The sequence below is a fragment of the Kocuria sp. TGY1127_2 genome (assembly GCF_013394385.1).
Lineage (GTDB): Bacteria > Actinomycetota > Actinomycetes > Actinomycetales > Micrococcaceae > Rothia.
Window position 1 is genome coordinate 1,253,201 of the sequence record NZ_AP022834.1, and the last position, 15,760, is coordinate 1,268,960.

13 protein-coding genes are annotated in these 15,760 nt (G+C 66.7%); 5 read left to right on the plus strand and 8 right to left on the minus strand.

Going from position 1 to position 15,760, the window contains the following annotated elements; all coding sequences use genetic code 11:
• Positions 1 to 29: 29 nt before the first annotated feature.
• The 5 genes from sake_RS05660 to sake_RS05680 all read right to left on the minus strand — a co-directional run bounded on the left by sake_RS05660 (position 30) and on the right by sake_RS05680 (position 4,664).
• On the minus strand, positions 30 to 626 hold the full coding sequence (locus sake_RS05660) for a YdhK family protein (RefSeq protein WP_030014544.1): 597 nt from the start codon (positions 624 to 626) through the stop codon (positions 30 to 32).
• Between the two features lie 151 nt (positions 627 to 777).
• Positions 778 to 1,119: a hypothetical protein gene (locus sake_RS05665; RefSeq protein ID WP_030014542.1), complete on the minus strand. Its 342-nt coding sequence runs from the start codon at positions 1,117 to 1,119 to the stop codon at positions 778 to 780.
• Positions 1,120 to 1,168: 49 nt separating this feature from the next.
• Positions 1,169 to 3,457 (minus strand): cation-translocating P-type ATPase, encoded by a 2,289-nt coding sequence (locus sake_RS05670; protein WP_030014541.1) that lies wholly within the window; start codon positions 3,455 to 3,457, stop codon positions 1,169 to 1,171.
• Between the two features lie 50 nt (positions 3,458 to 3,507).
• Complete coding sequence (locus sake_RS05675) at positions 3,508 to 4,455, minus strand: hypothetical protein (protein ID WP_030014540.1); 948 nt, start codon at positions 4,453 to 4,455, stop codon at positions 3,508 to 3,510.
• Positions 4,455 to 4,664 carry a heavy-metal-associated domain-containing protein gene (locus tag sake_RS05680; protein WP_030014538.1) on the minus strand — a complete coding sequence of 70 codons (210 nt, stop codon included), beginning with the start codon at positions 4,662 to 4,664 and terminating at the stop codon, positions 4,455 to 4,457. Before sake_RS05680 ends, sake_RS05675 begins: the two co-directional genes overlap by 1 nt.
• 103 nt (positions 4,665 to 4,767) lie before the next feature.
• Between sake_RS05680 and sake_RS05685 the strand changes: the two genes are divergently transcribed.
• Positions 4,768 to 5,253: a DUF6153 family protein gene (locus sake_RS05685; RefSeq protein WP_178945591.1), complete on the plus strand. Its 486-nt coding sequence runs from the start codon at positions 4,768 to 4,770 to the stop codon at positions 5,251 to 5,253.
• Between the two features lie 206 nt (positions 5,254 to 5,459).
• Positions 5,460 to 6,968, plus strand: coding sequence for a multicopper oxidase family protein (locus tag sake_RS05690; protein ID WP_030014536.1), 1,509 nt, complete (start codon positions 5,460 to 5,462; stop codon positions 6,966 to 6,968).
• Positions 6,969 to 7,290: 322 nt separating this feature from the next.
• Here sake_RS05690 and sake_RS05695 read toward each other — a convergent pair whose 3' ends face one another.
• Positions 7,291 to 8,856 carry an MFS transporter gene (locus sake_RS05695; protein WP_030014534.1) on the minus strand — a complete coding sequence of 522 codons (1,566 nt, stop codon included), beginning with the start codon at positions 8,854 to 8,856 and terminating at the stop codon, positions 7,291 to 7,293.
• Positions 8,857 to 9,021: 165 nt separating this feature from the next.
• Here sake_RS05695 and sake_RS05700 point away from each other — a divergent pair, with 165 nt between their 5' ends.
• The 3 genes from sake_RS05700 (at position 9,022) to sake_RS05710 (ending at position 11,238) form a co-directional block, all read left to right on the plus strand.
• The gene (locus tag sake_RS05700; protein WP_030014533.1) at positions 9,022 to 9,654 is read left to right on the plus strand and encodes a TetR/AcrR family transcriptional regulator; all 633 of its coding nucleotides are present in this window, start codon (positions 9,022 to 9,024) and stop codon (positions 9,652 to 9,654) included.
• A gap of 121 nt (positions 9,655 to 9,775) precedes the next feature.
• The gene (locus tag sake_RS05705; protein ID WP_047978437.1) at positions 9,776 to 10,147 is read left to right on the plus strand and encodes a metalloregulator ArsR/SmtB family transcription factor; all 372 of its coding nucleotides are present in this window, start codon (positions 9,776 to 9,778) and stop codon (positions 10,145 to 10,147) included.
• Positions 10,144 to 11,238 carry a cation diffusion facilitator family transporter gene (locus sake_RS05710; RefSeq protein WP_082470087.1) on the plus strand — a complete coding sequence of 365 codons (1,095 nt, stop codon included), beginning with the start codon at positions 10,144 to 10,146 and terminating at the stop codon, positions 11,236 to 11,238. The genes sake_RS05705 and sake_RS05710 overlap by 4 nt, the downstream gene beginning before the upstream one ends.
• 582 nt (positions 11,239 to 11,820) lie before the next feature.
• Here the strand turns inward: sake_RS05710 and sake_RS05715 are convergent.
• On the minus strand, positions 11,821 to 12,945 hold the full coding sequence (locus sake_RS05715) for an NAD(P)-dependent oxidoreductase (protein ID WP_178945592.1): 1,125 nt from the start codon (positions 12,943 to 12,945) through the stop codon (positions 11,821 to 11,823).
• Complete coding sequence (locus sake_RS05720) at positions 12,942 to 15,749, minus strand: alpha/beta fold hydrolase (protein ID WP_178945593.1); 2,808 nt, start codon at positions 15,747 to 15,749, stop codon at positions 12,942 to 12,944. The genes sake_RS05715 and sake_RS05720 overlap by 4 nt, the downstream gene beginning before the upstream one ends.
• Between the last annotated feature and the right edge of the window lie 11 nt (positions 15,750 to 15,760).

Here is a 15,760-nt window from a genome sequence, read left to right on the forward strand (position 1 = left end):
CGGACCCTTCAGGGCCCGCGGCGGCCGGCTCAGGAGGCCGGCTTGATCTCGCTCTCGACGACCCACTTGTGGTTGGTCATCTTCATGCCGTCGGACTCATAGTCGACCATGTAGACGGTCTCGTCGGTGGAGGAGGCGATGGTCGCCTTCGCGCCCTTCATGCCCTCCATGTGCTCCGCTTCCAGCGTGACCTCGGTGCCGTCGGCCACTCGCTGGTCTCCGGCATCCTTGATCTCCTCCTGCACGACCCACTTGTGATCCTTGACCGGATCCCCGCCGGTGGTGGGCGTGAAGTTCACCGCGTAGGTATAGGTGTCGTAGGCCCCGGCGATCGTGGCCGGTGCGCCGTCCATGCCCTCCATGTGATCGGCGGTGAGCTTGACCTCGGTGCCGACCGGATACTTCGGCGACGCGGCCTTCTCGATGCCCTCGGGGGCGGGGCCGCCGTCCATCGGATGCTCCATCCCGCCGCTGTCAGAACTGCTGCCACTGCTTCCGTGGCCCTCGTGCTGGCTGGTCGACGAGGGGGTCGCTTGGTCCTGGTCTCCTCCGGTGCTGCAGCCGGAGAGCACGAGTGCTCCGCCGAGCACTCCTGCGGCGACGGTGGTCATGAGGCGCTTGCGCATAAAGTCTCCTATCCATTCATTGTAGTCCGATCAACATTATACCCCTATGGGGTATAGGTCAAATATCGATCGGTGGGCGTGGAATCGCTCAGCTTCGATCCAGTCGCCCCGGGCAGCAGTAGTAATACTGCAGCCCCGGGGCATCGAAGGATCAGGCCATGTTGGCGGCGTACTTGGCTGGATCGGAGTCGAAGGTCGGTCCGCAGCCTGGGCAGCAGAGCCAGTAGCGCTGCCCGTCGTAGTCACGGAAGAGGCCCTTTTCTTCGGCGTCCTGTTTGTTGACCGGATTGCCGACCATGACGGGGCAGGTGGTCATGTCGTCGCTTCCTTCGACGAGAAGGTTTTCGCGATGGCCGGAATTCGCGGCGTGGTTCTCTGCGCCGGTCGTGCCGCAGCAGCCGGATCCTGCGCTGACCGGTGCCTCGGCTGCGGATGTCTCGGTTGCGGGGGAGGTGCTGCAGCAGCTGGTGGGTGCCTGGTCTTCGATTCTCATTCTCGGTGGATGCCTTTCGTGTGTTCGGATGATGGTTGGTTCTGCGGCGTCACTGCTTGGCGACGCTGCGGAACCCGCGCAGGCGGAGGCTGTTGCCGACGACGAAGACGCTGGAGAACGCCATCGCCGCGCCTGCGAGCATGGGGTTGAGCATGCCCAGCGCCGCGACCGGAATGGCCGCGACGTTGTAGGCGAAGGCCCAGAACAGGTTCGACTTGATCGTGCCCAGGGTCCTGCGGGAGAGCCGGATCGCGTCGACCGCGGCCCGCAAGTCGCCCCGCACGAGGGTGATGTCGGAGGCCTCGATGGCGACGTCGGTGCCGGTGCCCATCGCCAGGCCAAGGTCGGCCTGGGCGAGGGCGGGGGCGTCGTTGACGCCGTCGCCGACCATCGCGATGACCTTGCCCGCGTCCTGGAGGCGGGTAACGACATCCACCTTGTCCTTGGGCAGGACCTCGGCGATGACCTTTTCGATGCCGACCTCGGCGGCGATCCGCTTGGCCACGGCCTCGTTGTCGCCGGTGAGCAGGACCGGGGTGAGGCCCAGGTCTTTCAGGCCCTGGATCGCCTCGGCGCTGGTGGGCTTGACGGCGTCGGCGACGACGAGGATTCCGCGGGCCTGTCCGTCCCAGCCGACGGCGACGACGGTCTTGCCCTCGTCCTCGGCTGCGGCCTTGGCGGCGGCGACGTCGGAGGAGAGGTGCTGCGACCAGTCGGCCAGCAGGGACTCCCGGCCGACGAGCACGCCGCGGCCGTCGACGACTCCCTGGACGCCCTTGCCCTCGATGTTCGCGAAGTCCTCGGGAGTGGGCAGCTGCCCGATCTCCTGGACCGCGCCCTTGGCGATGGCCTGGGCGATGGGGTGCTCGGAGGCGTCCTCCAGAGCGCCTGCCAGGCGGAGCAGCTCGGCGCGGTCGACGCCGGGCTCGGTGATCGCCTCGACCAGGGTCATCTTGCCGGTGGTGACGGTGCCGGTCTTGTCGAGGACGATAGTGTCGACCTTGCGGGTGGATTCGAGAACCTCGGGACCCTTGATCAGCACGCCCATCTGCGCGCCGCGACCGGTGCCGACCAGCAGGGCGGTGGGAGTGGCCAGGCCGAGGGCGCAGGGGCAGGCGATGACGAGGACCGCGACCGCTGCGGTGAAGGCGGCGGAGACGGGGAACCCGGCACCGAGCCACGCGCCGAGGGCGATGACCGAGATGGCGATGACGATCGGAACGAACACGCCAGAGATCCGGTCGGCCAGGCGCTGGACCGCGGCCTTGCCAGTCTGGGCGTCCTCGACGAGCTTGGCCATCTGTGCCAGTTGGGTGTCCGACCCGACGCGGGTCGCGCGGATGACCAGGCGGCCGCCGGCGTTGACGGTCGCGCCCGTGACCGGGTCGCCGGCGACGACCTCGACTGGCACGGACTCTCCGGTGAGCATGGACGCGTCCACGGCCGACGTTCCGGAGGCGACGGTGCCGTCGGTGGCGATCTTCTCACCTGGGCGGACGACGAACTCGTCGCCGACGGCCAGATCGGAGGTCGGGATCTTGACCTCGGCCCCATTGCGCAGAACCGAGACTTCCTTCGCGCCGAGCTCGAGCAGGGCGCGCAGCGCGGCACCGGCCTGGCGCTTGGAGCGCTTCTCGAAGTAGCGGCCGGCGAGGATGAACATCGTCACCCCGGCCGCGGCTTCGAGGTAGATGTTGCCCGCGCCGTCGGAGGGAGCGATGGTGAACTCGAAGGGATGCGTCATGCCTGGCGTCCCGGCGGTGCCGAGGAACAGGGCGTAGAGCGACCACAGGAACGCCGCGGTCGTGCCCATGGAGATGAGGGTGTCCATGGTCGCGGTGCCGTGGCGCAGGTTGGTCCACGCTGCCTTGTGGAACGGCCAGGCCGCCCAGACGATCACCGGTGCGGCCAGGGCCAGGGAGGCCCACTGCCAGTAGGTGAACTGGAGCGCAGGAACCATGGCCATGGCGATCACCGGGACGGTGAGCACGATTGCGCCGATGAGGCGGTGCTTGAGCGATGTCAGCTCGGAGTCGGGAGCCTCACCATCGTCCGTGGTCGGGCCCGACGGCGTCGCGTCCTTGGGCTTGGGCATGGCAGCGGTGTAGCCGGTCTTCTCGACCTCGGCGACCAGCAGGGCGGGGTCGTACCCGTCGGGCACGGTGACCTTGGCCTTCTCGGTGGCGTAGTTGACCGTGGCGGAGACACCGTCGAGCTTATTGAGCTTACGCTCGATCCGGTTCGCGCAGGAGGCGCAGGTCATCCCGCCAATCTCGAGCTCGATGCCGGCGTCCGCGACTAGCGGCGCTTGGGTGTTCGCTGCAGCTTGGGTGCTCACCGCGTGTCCTTTCCTGTTGCTTCTTCGTCGACGGACTGGCCCTTTGGGGATCAGTGGCCGCCCGAGTGTGATTCGTCGTCTGCCTGGGTGCCGTCGCCGTGCCCGGCGTCGACCACGAACTGTGCGGTGCGGACCTTGCCGTCGATCTGGAAGTCCAGGTACAGCAGGTATCGGCCGGCGGTGGGGACCTCGGCGGCGAAGCTGACGTCTGGTCCTCCGGTCGACCCCGCTTGGGGTTCGTCGCCGGCGGGGTGCACGTGCAGGTAGGCCAGGTCACCCTCGCGCAACGCGACCAGGTGGCCAAATGCGCCGAGGTACGGCTCGAGCGCGGTGACCGGCTTGCCGTTGCGCTCGACGGTGGCCGTCAGGTCGCTCGTGCTCCCGGCGTTTAATTCTCCGTCCAGGGTGACGGTGTACCCGTCGACCTCGTCGGTGCGCGAGACCGTCGCCTCGACCGGGGCGTAGTCGCCGGCGACCTCGACGGCACGGGTGAGCGTGACGCCCTCGGCGTCCTTCCCGGCGGGGGTGAAGTCGGCGTAGACGCGGTAGGTTCCTGCCTCGTCCCAGTTCCACGACGGCACCGACCAGGTGCCGGTGGCCTCGTCCAAGTCCGGGTGCACGTGGCGGAACTGCGTCCCGTCGGTGCGCACCACGATCAGGTGAAGATCCTTCTCATGAGTCCTCGTGTACTCCGTCACCGGCTTCCCGTCCTCATCGAGGATCCGGAAGCTCAGTTTGCCGGCATCATTGGTGCCTGATGGGGCCGTGACGGGAGAGAGGACGTAGCCGGCAGCGCTGGCCGAGACGCCGTTCATCGCGTGCTCCATGTTCTGCTCCTCCGTGTCCCCGTGACCCTCGCCGTGCGAGCCCGTGTCGCTGCTCTTGGCCCAGGCGGCCAAGACGCTGTCGGGGACGACGACGCCGGCGAGCCCGAAGGCCGCGCCGAACGCCACCACCAGCCCAGCGCCGTAGGCCGCGAGCCTGACCGGTGCCTTCATCAGACGCGAACCGCCGTATAGCCGGCTTCCTCGACCGCGGCCAGGACCTTCGCGTCGTCGACCTCGCCGGAGGCGGAGACGACGAGCTTGCCGGTCTGCGCGCTGACCTGGATATCGGTGACGCCAGAGATCTCGCTGACCTCCTCGCGGACCGACATCTCGCAGTGCCCGCAGGTCATGCCCGTCACCTGGTACTCGTTCGCAGTCATCGCATAACCTCCTCAATTTGGGTACCCCCGGTGGGTACCTGTGTGAGTGCAACCGTATACCCCTGACGGGTATTCCCGCAAGGGGATGCGGACTCGCCGCTGAATGATCCCCACGTGTCGAGGGGATACACCACCGGGGTATGCTGGGGCTGTGGAGACCGCGACCGATGAACCCTGCCGCAGCCGGCACTGGCTGCAGCTGATCATTCTTACGGCGCTGCTGATCACGGGTCTCCTCGGCATGCACGCGCTGGTCGGCGGACCGGCAGCGGCGACGACCCCCATGGCGTCGCCGGCTCACGCGTCCTCGCAGTCGCCCGGCATGACGGGCATGACGTCTATCGCCTCCATGTCGAGCGCGACCGGAGCACAGGGTCCGGTGCACGGCTCCGGAGGCTGCGCAGACGCCATGAACAGCGGCGACTCCACCTGTGTCTCCGCGCCTACGACCCAGAGCATTCCGGCCCTCCCCGTTCCGTCCGTCGCAGCTGTGCCCACACTCGTCTCTGCGCCCATGCCGTCGTCGCCGTCCGAGACGCCCCGCCGGTTCGCGCTGACGCATCTGGAGCTGTCGATCTACCGAACGTGAGCACTGAGGAGCGCCGATGCGGCGCTCCTCAGTCAGCCACCTCGGCGGGTCCACGACCCTGCCGTGCCTGCCACGACACCGTGTCCCAAAACGCTGGCCCATCTTCCGGGCCCAGGCGGCTCTGTGCCTCCGATCACCCGTGTTCGTCGAGCGCGCGGGCGCGATGTCGTGGTCCCGTTCACCATCGACACAGAAGGACATCACCCATGCATTCCACCCTGAATCGTCGACAGTTCCTGTCTGTCGGCGCATTGACGCTGACTGCCGCCGGCTTCGCCGGATGCAGCACCACTGCCACTAAGACAACCTCGTTCATTGGGTCCAGCAGCACCGCAGTCACTTCCGCGGAGGCGAAGCGCCGCCGCACCGGAACGATCGTGCGGCGTGCGCTGACCGCCGAGCCGGTCACCCTGGACCTCGGAGGGAAGACCGCCAAGACCTGGGCCTATCGGGGAGCGTCGGCGACCAAGCCGCTGCGCGGCAACGTCGGTGACTCCCTGAAGGTCGACTTCACCAACGACCTGCCCGATCCGACCAGCGTCCACTGGCACGGGCTGGCGCTGCGCAACGACATGGACGGAGTGCCGAGCCTCACCCAGGAGCCCATCGAGCCCGGTGGGTCGTTCGACTACGAGTTCACGCTGCCCGAGCCGGGCACGTTCTGGTTCCACCCGCATGTCGGCGTGCAGCTCGACCGCGGCCTGTATGCGCCGCTGATCATCGACGATCCGCACGAGAAGGGCGACTACGACCAGGAATGGGTGATCGTTCTTGATGACTGGCTGGACGGCGTCACCGCGACGCCCGACGAGGTCCTCGCCGAGCTCGAGAAGGGGATGATGGACCACGGCGGCATGGACATGGGGCCGATGCGGATGGGCAACACCCTGATGGGCGCGACCTCGCCGCTACTCGGCGGCGACGCCGGCGACGTCTACTACCCCCTCTACCTGATCAACGGCACGCCTGCGAACGACCCCCAGACCTTCACCGCCAAGCCCGGGGAGCGGATCAGGCTGAGGATCATCAACGCCGGCGGCGACACCGCCTTCCGCTTCGGGGTCGGCGAGCACCCGCTGACGATCACCCACACCGACGGATTCCCCGTCGAGGCCTTCGAGGCCGAGAGCGTCGTGCTCGGCATGGGGGAGCGCTACGACGCGATCATCACCGCCGGCGACGGCGCGTTCGCGGTCGTCGCCGAGGCCCTGGGGAAGCAGGACCAGGCCCTCGCCGTCCTGCGCACCGCATCGGGCAGCGCACCCGCGAAGGACACGACGCTGCCGCAGACGAAAAATCCCGCCACAGCGGCCGACCTCAGGGCAGCCGGCGAGGTCGCACTTCCCAAGCGCGGCGTCGACCGCACGCTCACCCTCGAGCTGACCGGAAGCATGGAAAAGTACGACTGGGCGATCAACGGCAAGCGCATGAACATGGACCAACCGATGCGCGACGCCCTCGGCATCGCCGACGGGGAGCGGGTCGCCCTCGAGTTCAAGAACTCGACGACGATGTGGCACCCGATGCACCTGCACGGGCACACCTACCAGCTTCCCGGCGGCGGGCCGCGCAAGGACACCTCGATCGTCCTGCCCGGCACGACGCTGCGCGTCGAGTTCGACGCCGACAACCCCGGGCGGTGGCTCACCCACTGCCACAACGTCTACCACGGGGAAGCCGGGATGATGACGACGATCGCCTACCAGGAGAACTGACGCATCAGGGCCGCGCACCTTACCGGGTGCGCGGCCCTGCGCCTCAATTGCGCGGACATGGCGTCTTCGTGACCCGGGGGAGACGGTCCGATGCCCCCGACGCGGCGCATCGGAACAGACAGTGCAGCACACGCCGCAACGTCGGTGAGTGTCGGACAGTGTCGATGGTGGTTCTGAGCGTGGTCATCGGGACTCCTTCGGCGTGTTTCGGCGGCCTCGTCGCGGGACGGGTCAGCCGCCGTCTCGGTGTACCTGCGGCGGGTGTCGGCGTTCGTGTCCGGCGGACTCATCCGTCCGCCGGACACGAACGGTCGAGGATGCGTCACGACTCCTGAGCGGGCTCCTTCTCGGCGTCGACGTGAGCCTGCCCGGTGGGGCGGATGTGCCGCAGACCGATCGCGGCGATGAGCGCGGCAAGGGCGGCGATGATCGCGGAGGTGATCCCAGCGGCGTTCAGTCCGCTGGTGAACGCCTGCTGGGCCGCGGTCGTCAGTGCCTCTCCGACGTCGCCCGGCAGCTGTCCGGCGGCGGCGATGGCCCCGTCGATCCCGGTCTCGGCCGCGGCCGCCGCCTCCGGTGGCAGCCCATCGGGCAAGGAGTCGCTGATCTGGCTGCGATAGGCGGCGATCCCGATGCTGCCGATGACCGCGACACCGAGTGAGATGCCCAGGTCGTTGACGGTCGTCGCGAGCCCGGAGGCACCGCCGGCCTTCTCCGGCGGGACCGAGCTCACCACCAGGTCCGTGGTCAGCGCCATGGAGGGCGCGACCCCGGGGTAGGTGACGACGAAGCTCGCGATCACCAGCGCGAGACCGGTGACGGCGTCGAGCTGGGTGAACAGGATGTAGCCGACGACCTGGGTGAGCAGGCCCACGGCGATCACGTTGCCCGGCCGGAACCTCCGGGCGAGCATCGGCGAGAGGGTCGAGACGACGATGAGAACTGCCGCGGCAGGCAAAATCGACAGTCCGGCCTGCATAGGCGAGAGCCCTTGCACCTGCTGCAGGTACTGGGTGAACAGCGAATACACCCCACCCAGCGCCGCGGCCGAAAGAAGGAACACCGCGAGTGCTCCGCTGACGGTGCGGTTGGCAAACAGCCGGACGTCGAGCAGGGGCTGGGTCGCGCGCAGCTGCCGGATCACGAACCACAGCCCGACCAGTACTCCGGCGATCAGCAGGCCGATCGACGGGCCGGCCGGCTCCTGGGTGGCGAAGCGCTTGACGCCGTAGATGATGGCCAGCAGCGAAGCGACCAGGAGCAATGCGCTGAGCAGATCGATCTTCGCGGTCGGATCCTTGTGCTCAGGCAGCAGCAGCGGCGCGCCGATGGCCACCAGCGCCATCACGGGCACCGCGACCAGGAACGTCGCCTGCCAGCCGAAGACCTCGAGCAGCAGGCCGGACAGCAGTGGTCCGAGGGCGACACCGGCGAAGATCCCGCCGGCCCAGACGCCGATCGCGACGCCTCGCGCCTTCGGGTCGGCGAAGAGCACGAAGATCAGCCCCAGCGTGGACGGGAGCATCATGGCTCCTCCCACGCCGAGGATGGCGCGCCAGGCGATCATCAGCTCGGGACTGGTCGTCAACGCCGCAGCGATGGACACGATTCCGAACAGGACCGCGCCGATCACCATAAGCAGACGCTTGCCGATCCGGTCGCCGAGGACGCCCATCGCGACGAGGAATCCGGCCATGACGAACCCGTAGATGTCGAGAATCCACAGCAGCTGTGCGCTAGTCGGGTTCAGATCAGCAGCCATGTTCGGGGCCGCCAGGAACAAGATCGTCAGCATCATGAACAGCAGGGTCGACGGGATCACGAGGACCGCGAGCCCCCACCACTGCTTCGCCCCGGTCCGGGGTGCAGGTGCATTCGTCTCAGACATGGCGCACCTCCTTGTTCTGCGTCGTCGTTCTCATGGCTCCATTGGTCCTTTCGTTCTCGACAGGGTTGTCACGGGCCGGGAGGCCCTCAGCCGAAGTCAAGCATCGGTGTACGACTTCTAACCGCTATACTAGCTCGTATATTCCCGTACGAGTTAGAGGTGGGTATGCCGAACGGAAAGGGCGCGGCCGGCGCTGGTGAACAGAAGCCGGTGCGGCGAGGAAAGACGGCCAACCAGAGGGCAGACGCCCAGCGCAATCGGGCGAAGATCCTCGCGGCGACGCCGGATGCGCTCAGGAAGGACCCTGATGCCTCCGTCGCCGGCATCGCCGCCGAGGCGGGGGTCGGTCGGATGACCCTCTATGGGCATTTCAAGACGCGTGCCGAGCTCATCGACGCGACCCTCGCCGACAGCCTGGAACGAGCCGAGGCCGTCCTGGCCGACGTGCCTCTCGACGGTGATCCGGGCCAGGCGTTCGAGGCCCTGATCGCCCCGAGCTGGATGCTCCTGGAGCACATTCGCGCCGTGCTCGTGGTGGCTCAGCGCGAGCTGCAGCCGGCCCGCATCCGCGAGATGCACGAGAAGGCCGAAGCCCGGATGCGGGGCCTTCTCGAGCGCGGCCAGCGCGAGGGCGTCTTCCGTGCGGATCTGCCTGTCGACTGGCTCCTCGCGGTCACTCACCTGACCATGAACGCCGCAGCCGAGGAAGTCACCGCCGGCCGGCTCGACAGAGATGACGCTGCCCGCGTCATCGTCGTCACCCTGCACTCTGCCTTCGCCGCCAACGATCACAACTGACCCGCCGAATCGCCGGCCAGGGCAATTCGTCGTCCTCGCGAGCCGAACGTGGGGCGGCCGGTGGCGTCTCGTGGGGCACTCATCGATGCGCACTTACGTTCGAGTATGCAATAATCTGCGTATGGACGCAGATAAGCAGATATGCGGGCTCGACCCCGACAGTCAGTACGTGGAACTTGCCGTCGAGGTGTTCGGGCTCCTCGCCGACGCGACCCGAGTCCGGATCGTCCTCGCGCTGCGTCGCAGCGACGAGCTGTCGGTGAACCACCTCGCCGAGAGCGTGGGCAAGTCGCCGGCCGCGGTGTCGCAGCACCTGGCGAAGCTGCGGATGGCCCGGATCGTGTCGACCCGGCAGGAGGGGCAGCGGGTGTTCTATCGGCTGGAGAACGAGCACGCCTCCCAGCTGGTGTCCGACGCGATCTTCCAGGCCGAGCACTCTGTCGCCAATGGGCAGGTCCCGGCACACCACCACGAGGAACGAGCAGAAGCATGACGGAGCACAGCCACGCCCATCCGCACGCTGACCACGAGCAGGAGAGCGGAGCGTCCGCGCACGATCACGCGGATCGTGATCACGGCCAGGACCACGGGCATACGCACGGTCATGGCCATTCCCATGACCACGGCGAGCACGGTCACTCCCACCCGACGGGGTTCAAGGGCTTCCTGTACGGGATCTTCGTCCCGCACTCCCACGACGCCGCCGACTCGATCGACGACGCGATGGAAGCCCACTCCGAGGGAATCCGCGCGCTGAAGATCAGCCTGGTGCTCATGCTGGCAACGACCGTGCTGCAGGCCGCCGTCGTCGCGTTCTCCGGATCGGTAGCGCTGCTGGCCGACACGATCCACAACCTCTCCGACGCCCTGACCGCGGTGCCGCTGTGGATCGCGTTCGTGCTGTCCCGTCGGGTCGCCACGCGGAAGTACACCTACGGCTTCAACCGGGCCGAGGACCTCGCCGGGCTGTTCATCGTCCTGATGATCGCCCTGTCGGCAGTCATCGCCGCTTGGGAGGCGATCGACCGCATGCTCAACCCCAGGCCCATGGAGAACATCGGCTGGGTGATCGCCGCCGGCATCATCGGCTTCCTCGGCAACGAGGCGGTCGCGGTCTACCGCATCCGCGTGGGCAGGAAGATCGGCTCGGCCGCCCTGGTCGCAGACGGCATCCACGCCCGCACCGACGGATTCACCTCTCTGGCCGTCGTGGCCGGCGGGATCGGCGTGCTGCTCGGCTTCCCGCTCGCCGACCCGATCGTAGGCCTGCTGATCTCGGCCATGATCGCGGTGCTGCTGGTCGGTACCGTGCGCTCGGTCGGCCGACGGCTGATGGATGGCGTCGAGCCGGAGCTCGTCGACCGCGCCGAGCACGCCCTGGAGCATCTGGCCGAGGTCGAGTCGGTGGAACGGGTGCGGATGCGCTGGGTCGGGCACAGGCTCCATGGCGACGCGCTCGTCCGCACCTCCGCGACGAGCCTCTCCGACGCCGACCGGCTGGCCGCGGAGGCGGAGAGTTCGGTGAAGCAGCACATGCCGAATGTGGATGAGATGTCTGTCCGAGTGGCCCCGGTCTGGCGGTGACTGGATCCGTCATGCGGCTGGTCGTTTAGGAGCGGCTCGTATGCATCTCCTTCTCGAGACGAGACCGATGCCCCGCGATCATGCGAGGGCCGGTCTCAGAAAACTGTCCCGTTAGGGCGAGCGTCCAAGGCGGGCTACAGGAGGCGACGACCGGCAGGTGTTGAAGATCTGGAGGAGCGCCGACGCCCGAAGAGGAGTGGCTCGACGTCGCCGCCGCGGCCGAATGCCTCCATTGAAGCGCCCGGACCACCCCGGCGACTCACCTCAGTATCATGGTCTTCAACGCGTCCTGCCCTGCTGGATTGGGAGTGCGAGTCGAGTGCCGATTCATTCGCGAGTCGACTGGCGACTCGACTCGCTTGTGAGTGAACGTCACAAACTTGTCGAGTCGGGCTACTTCGAACGGGGTCTCAACGTGTACGGACGCGAGGGCAAACCTTGCCGACGGTGCGCGACCGAAGGGAGTGACACCCTGATAATCCGCGAGGCGTTCATGAACCGATCGTCCTACCGGTGCCCCACGTGCCAGCGGACCCCTCGAGGCTTCACCAGGGCGTGACAAGCCGCCGACCCGCCCGAAGCTCAGACGAGCGGGCGCAAAGACGCCGTGTTCTCGCTATTACGGGGACGGTAATACCGACGCAGGCATTCCATGCCCTCGTCGATGGAGACTTCAGGCCGCCAGTCGAGTAACTCGTGGGTTTCGCGCTGGTCGAACCAGTGTGAGGTTGACAGCTGCTCCGCCAGGAAACGAGTCATGGGAGGTTCGTCGTGACCGGGGCGCTTCTGCCAAATTTTCTCCACGACTCCGCCGGCGAATTTGGCCAGGGACGCTGGCACCGTGCGATGCGGCGGTTGAACACCTGCAGCCTCGCACATCATGGTCATGAGTTCACCGACAGTCCTCGGCTCGCCGTTGCTCACGACCAAGGGCTTGCCGTGAACCGACTTGAGTCGTTTGAAATCGCGGACAATAGCCTCAGCGGCGTTGTCGACGTAGGTCGAATCGATCAGGGCCGCACCTGCGTCCAGAAGGGGGATGCCGCCGCGGGCGGCACGTTCGATGACACGCTCCACGAGCTGCGTATCCCCGGGGCCCCAAACGAGGTGAGGGCGGACCACGCCGACGAAGAAGTCCTCGGCATCGTAGTCAAGGGCAAGCTTCTCAGCGTAAGCCTTGGATCGAGCGTAATTGCCGCGGGCATTCTCCGGATCGGCCGGTTCGTTGGCCTGGCCCATGAAGGCCGAGCCTGCGTGGGAGACCGAAGGGGAGGAAATATAGACGAATTTGTGGATCCCCGCCGAGCGTGCTGCTTCCAGGAGAAGGCGTGTGCCCGTCACATTGGTCTCGACATATTCCTCCCAAGGGCCTGTTACCGAGACCTTGGCGGCGAGGTGAATCACGGCGTCGGCACCGTCCAAGGCACGGGCGACGTGGTCCGCGTTGGTGATGGACCCGCGGTGCTGGTCGAACCTCGTGAGGCCCTTTTCCTGCAGGGATTCACGTACGGCCGCCGCATCCCGGCGCTGAAAACACCGGACGGTGTAACCGCGTTCGATGAGCTTGATGGCCACGCGTGAGCCCAGTAGTCCGCTTGCACCCGTGACGACGACGGTTCGTTCCTTGGAAGCCCGCAACGAGCTGTCCGGCAGAATGTCCCGACGGTATCGCGGGTTGGGCGCGTTCCAGCGTGCATTCTGGTTCATGGTTTCCTCACTTTTCCCCCGGAGAGCACCGAAGATGCCCACGTGGCCAAGCGTGGCCGGTCGATCTTGGAGTTATGTCGAATATCCGTCGGATGTTCGCGAACCTGAAGGACAGCGGCGACACGAACGCCGGTAGCGGACTCCACTGAGGCTCGGACCGCGCGTGCCAATGCACGGGGAGCCGGGCCGTCCTTGACCGCCCGAGATCCTCCCCGCGCCGCCGTGGATTCTCTCTCGACCACGACCACCGGAACCTGAGCCCCCCACGGCCCGACTCCGACGACGGCGGCGCGACGCACGCCCGAAATCTTTTCGGCCGCCGTCTCTCCCGCAACCGGCGTCAAGAGTCCTTCCTCCGTTGACAGAAGGTGAGTGAGACGCCCTTCGACCCAGAGGCGCCCGCTCGCGTCGAAATGCCCGACGTCGCCGGTCCGGTGCCAGCCGGGAATGGTGTCCGACGCCCGTTCGGTCCACCACAAGCGATCGTAGTGGTCTTTGGCGTGGGGAGCCGCGGCAATGATTTCGCCGGTAACGTTCTGAACGTGTGTGGGTTCGCCGGTCGCGTTGCCCTGTTCATCGAGTGGAACGACTTGTACGCGTGCGCCGTATACCGGGGTCCCGACGCAAACACCGGATCCCGCGCCTTCGACGCCATCTTCCGGATCCGAGTCCTTCTCGGCCTCGCGAATCTGGTCCAAGTTGATATCAGTCAGCGGCAGGCACTCGGTCATGCCGTACGGGGTATGCAGCTTGGCATTGGGGCAGATTTCCGCCATGGACTCGAGCAGCGGCATCGTAATCGGCGCCCCGGCCGAGAGCAGGCGACCCACTCGCCGCATGGCCTCGCGCTCGTCCTCGCTCATGTCCTCCCGCGTCTCCACGACGTTCATGAGTGCAGCGGGGCTCGCGAAAACCACGGTGGCTTCGATCGCTTCGACCGCCTGAGCCAGAGCCTTGGCCGTCAACGTCTTGGGCTGGGTCACATCCATATCGGGCGTGACAGATGTTGCGCCCAGGGCAGGTCCGAGGAGTGCGAACGGAGCAAAGCCGGCAACGAGGCCTGCCCCTTCGGAGAGACTGTACGTGTTCTGGATGGCGTCTCGCATCGACGACAGCTGCCGGTGGGTATAGGCGACGCCCTTGGCCGGTCCGGTCGAGCCCGACGTGTAGAGAATTGCCGCAACGTTGTCCGGCTGGGGTGCATTCCACGGCGTCGTGGGCTGAGGCTCACGGACAAAGTGAGAATCGATACCCGCCTCGGCGCCGAGCAGCCTGAGGGTTGATGAATGAGCCGTCCCTGCCAGAACGCGGCGACCGGGCCACCCAGCGGCCTTGGCCGCAAGCATCGCCTGGGGGATGCCCACCAGGAACTCCGGGGAAGCACCGCGCAACGCGCGGGTTAGCCCCTTCATCCCGAGGCCGGTGTCCGCGACGACGATGACTGCACCGATTTTCAGGCACGCGTAGATCAGCGTCGTGAGCCGGGAGCCAGGCGGAACCATGAGGTTGACGCGGGTTCCGGCTTGAACCCCGAGGTCCCGGAGCACTTCCGCCGTGTGGTCGACCTTCTCGGCGAGTTCACGCCAGGACAATTGCCTTCGTATCGTTGCCAACGGAGCCGTGGCATGTTTGCCCGTGGCTTTGGGTCTCGCTCCATGGTTGACGGGACCCATGTCCACGACGGCAGGAGAGTCGTCGGCGCGCCTTTCGTCCAACTCGGAAATCATGGGCCTGTAGTCCAGGGCCAGGGGAGAGGACTTGCGGTCCTTCTCTCGGACGACCCGATGGCGTTCGACCACTTTGGGGGACCCCAGCAAGGCTTCGTCGAGCCAAGTGAACAGGACGGAAGCAATGTCCTCGTCCTCCGCGACCAGGTGACCGGCTTTGTCGAAGCGATGCAATGTTGCCTCGGGGTTCCGGGAAAGGATGTCGTCCAGGTAGCGCTGTTTGAACACGGGATCGGCGGGACCCCACAGCACAAGGCAAGGAAGGTCGTCATCGGCTACGGCACGGGCGATTCGTTGCATCTCCGGGTAGGCGCGATGTTGCGGGTCCATCGGAATGTCCGCGACAAAGTTTCGAATACCGTTGCGGTCCTTGGTCGACTGATACGGGGACCGGTACGCCTTCTTGGTCTCTGGATCCCATTCGCCGCGGTGCAGTGAGAGAGTCACGTCCAAGAAAGCGGTTGTGGACTGGGTGCCCCGGCTGTGTACGGCCGGATGCAGTGCGAGGCGCAGTGCGCCGGGGATCTTTTCGCCCTCTGCGTGGTAGAGGGCCGTGTTGGTGAAAATCCGGCCCCGATGCAGCTCCGGATGCTCGACGCCCCAGCCTTGGGAAATAAGGCCGCCCCAATCGTGGCTCAGCGTCACGACACCTTCGGGACCTGGGTTCTCGTCGATGCCCAAGGCCTGGGTGAAGTCGCCCAGGTCCCGTATCCGGTCTTGAAGACTTCGTTCCGTCCCGGTCCTCTCCGAGTAGCCCATGTCCAGGTGGTCGATCGCGACAACACGCCACGGGCGACTGCCGGCGTCGGAGCCGGCCGCGACGACGTCGCGCCAAAGATAGGACCAGGTCGGATTCCCGTGGACGCAGAGCACCGTGCCTACAGGTTCGAGGCCGGCCCGTTCGAGTTCGGGAGCGTTGTCGAGGAAGTGCCAGGTCCGGTACGTTCCCGGATCCACGGCAGCGCTCGACTTGACACGCAACGTCCTGCTCGCGTGCCTGGCCACTCCGGGCCAGCGCTTCAAAGGGATCGGCCCGGGCTGTGGCGTGGGGCGAGATGTCCGATTCGCGGCGGCCATGAGTACCTCTT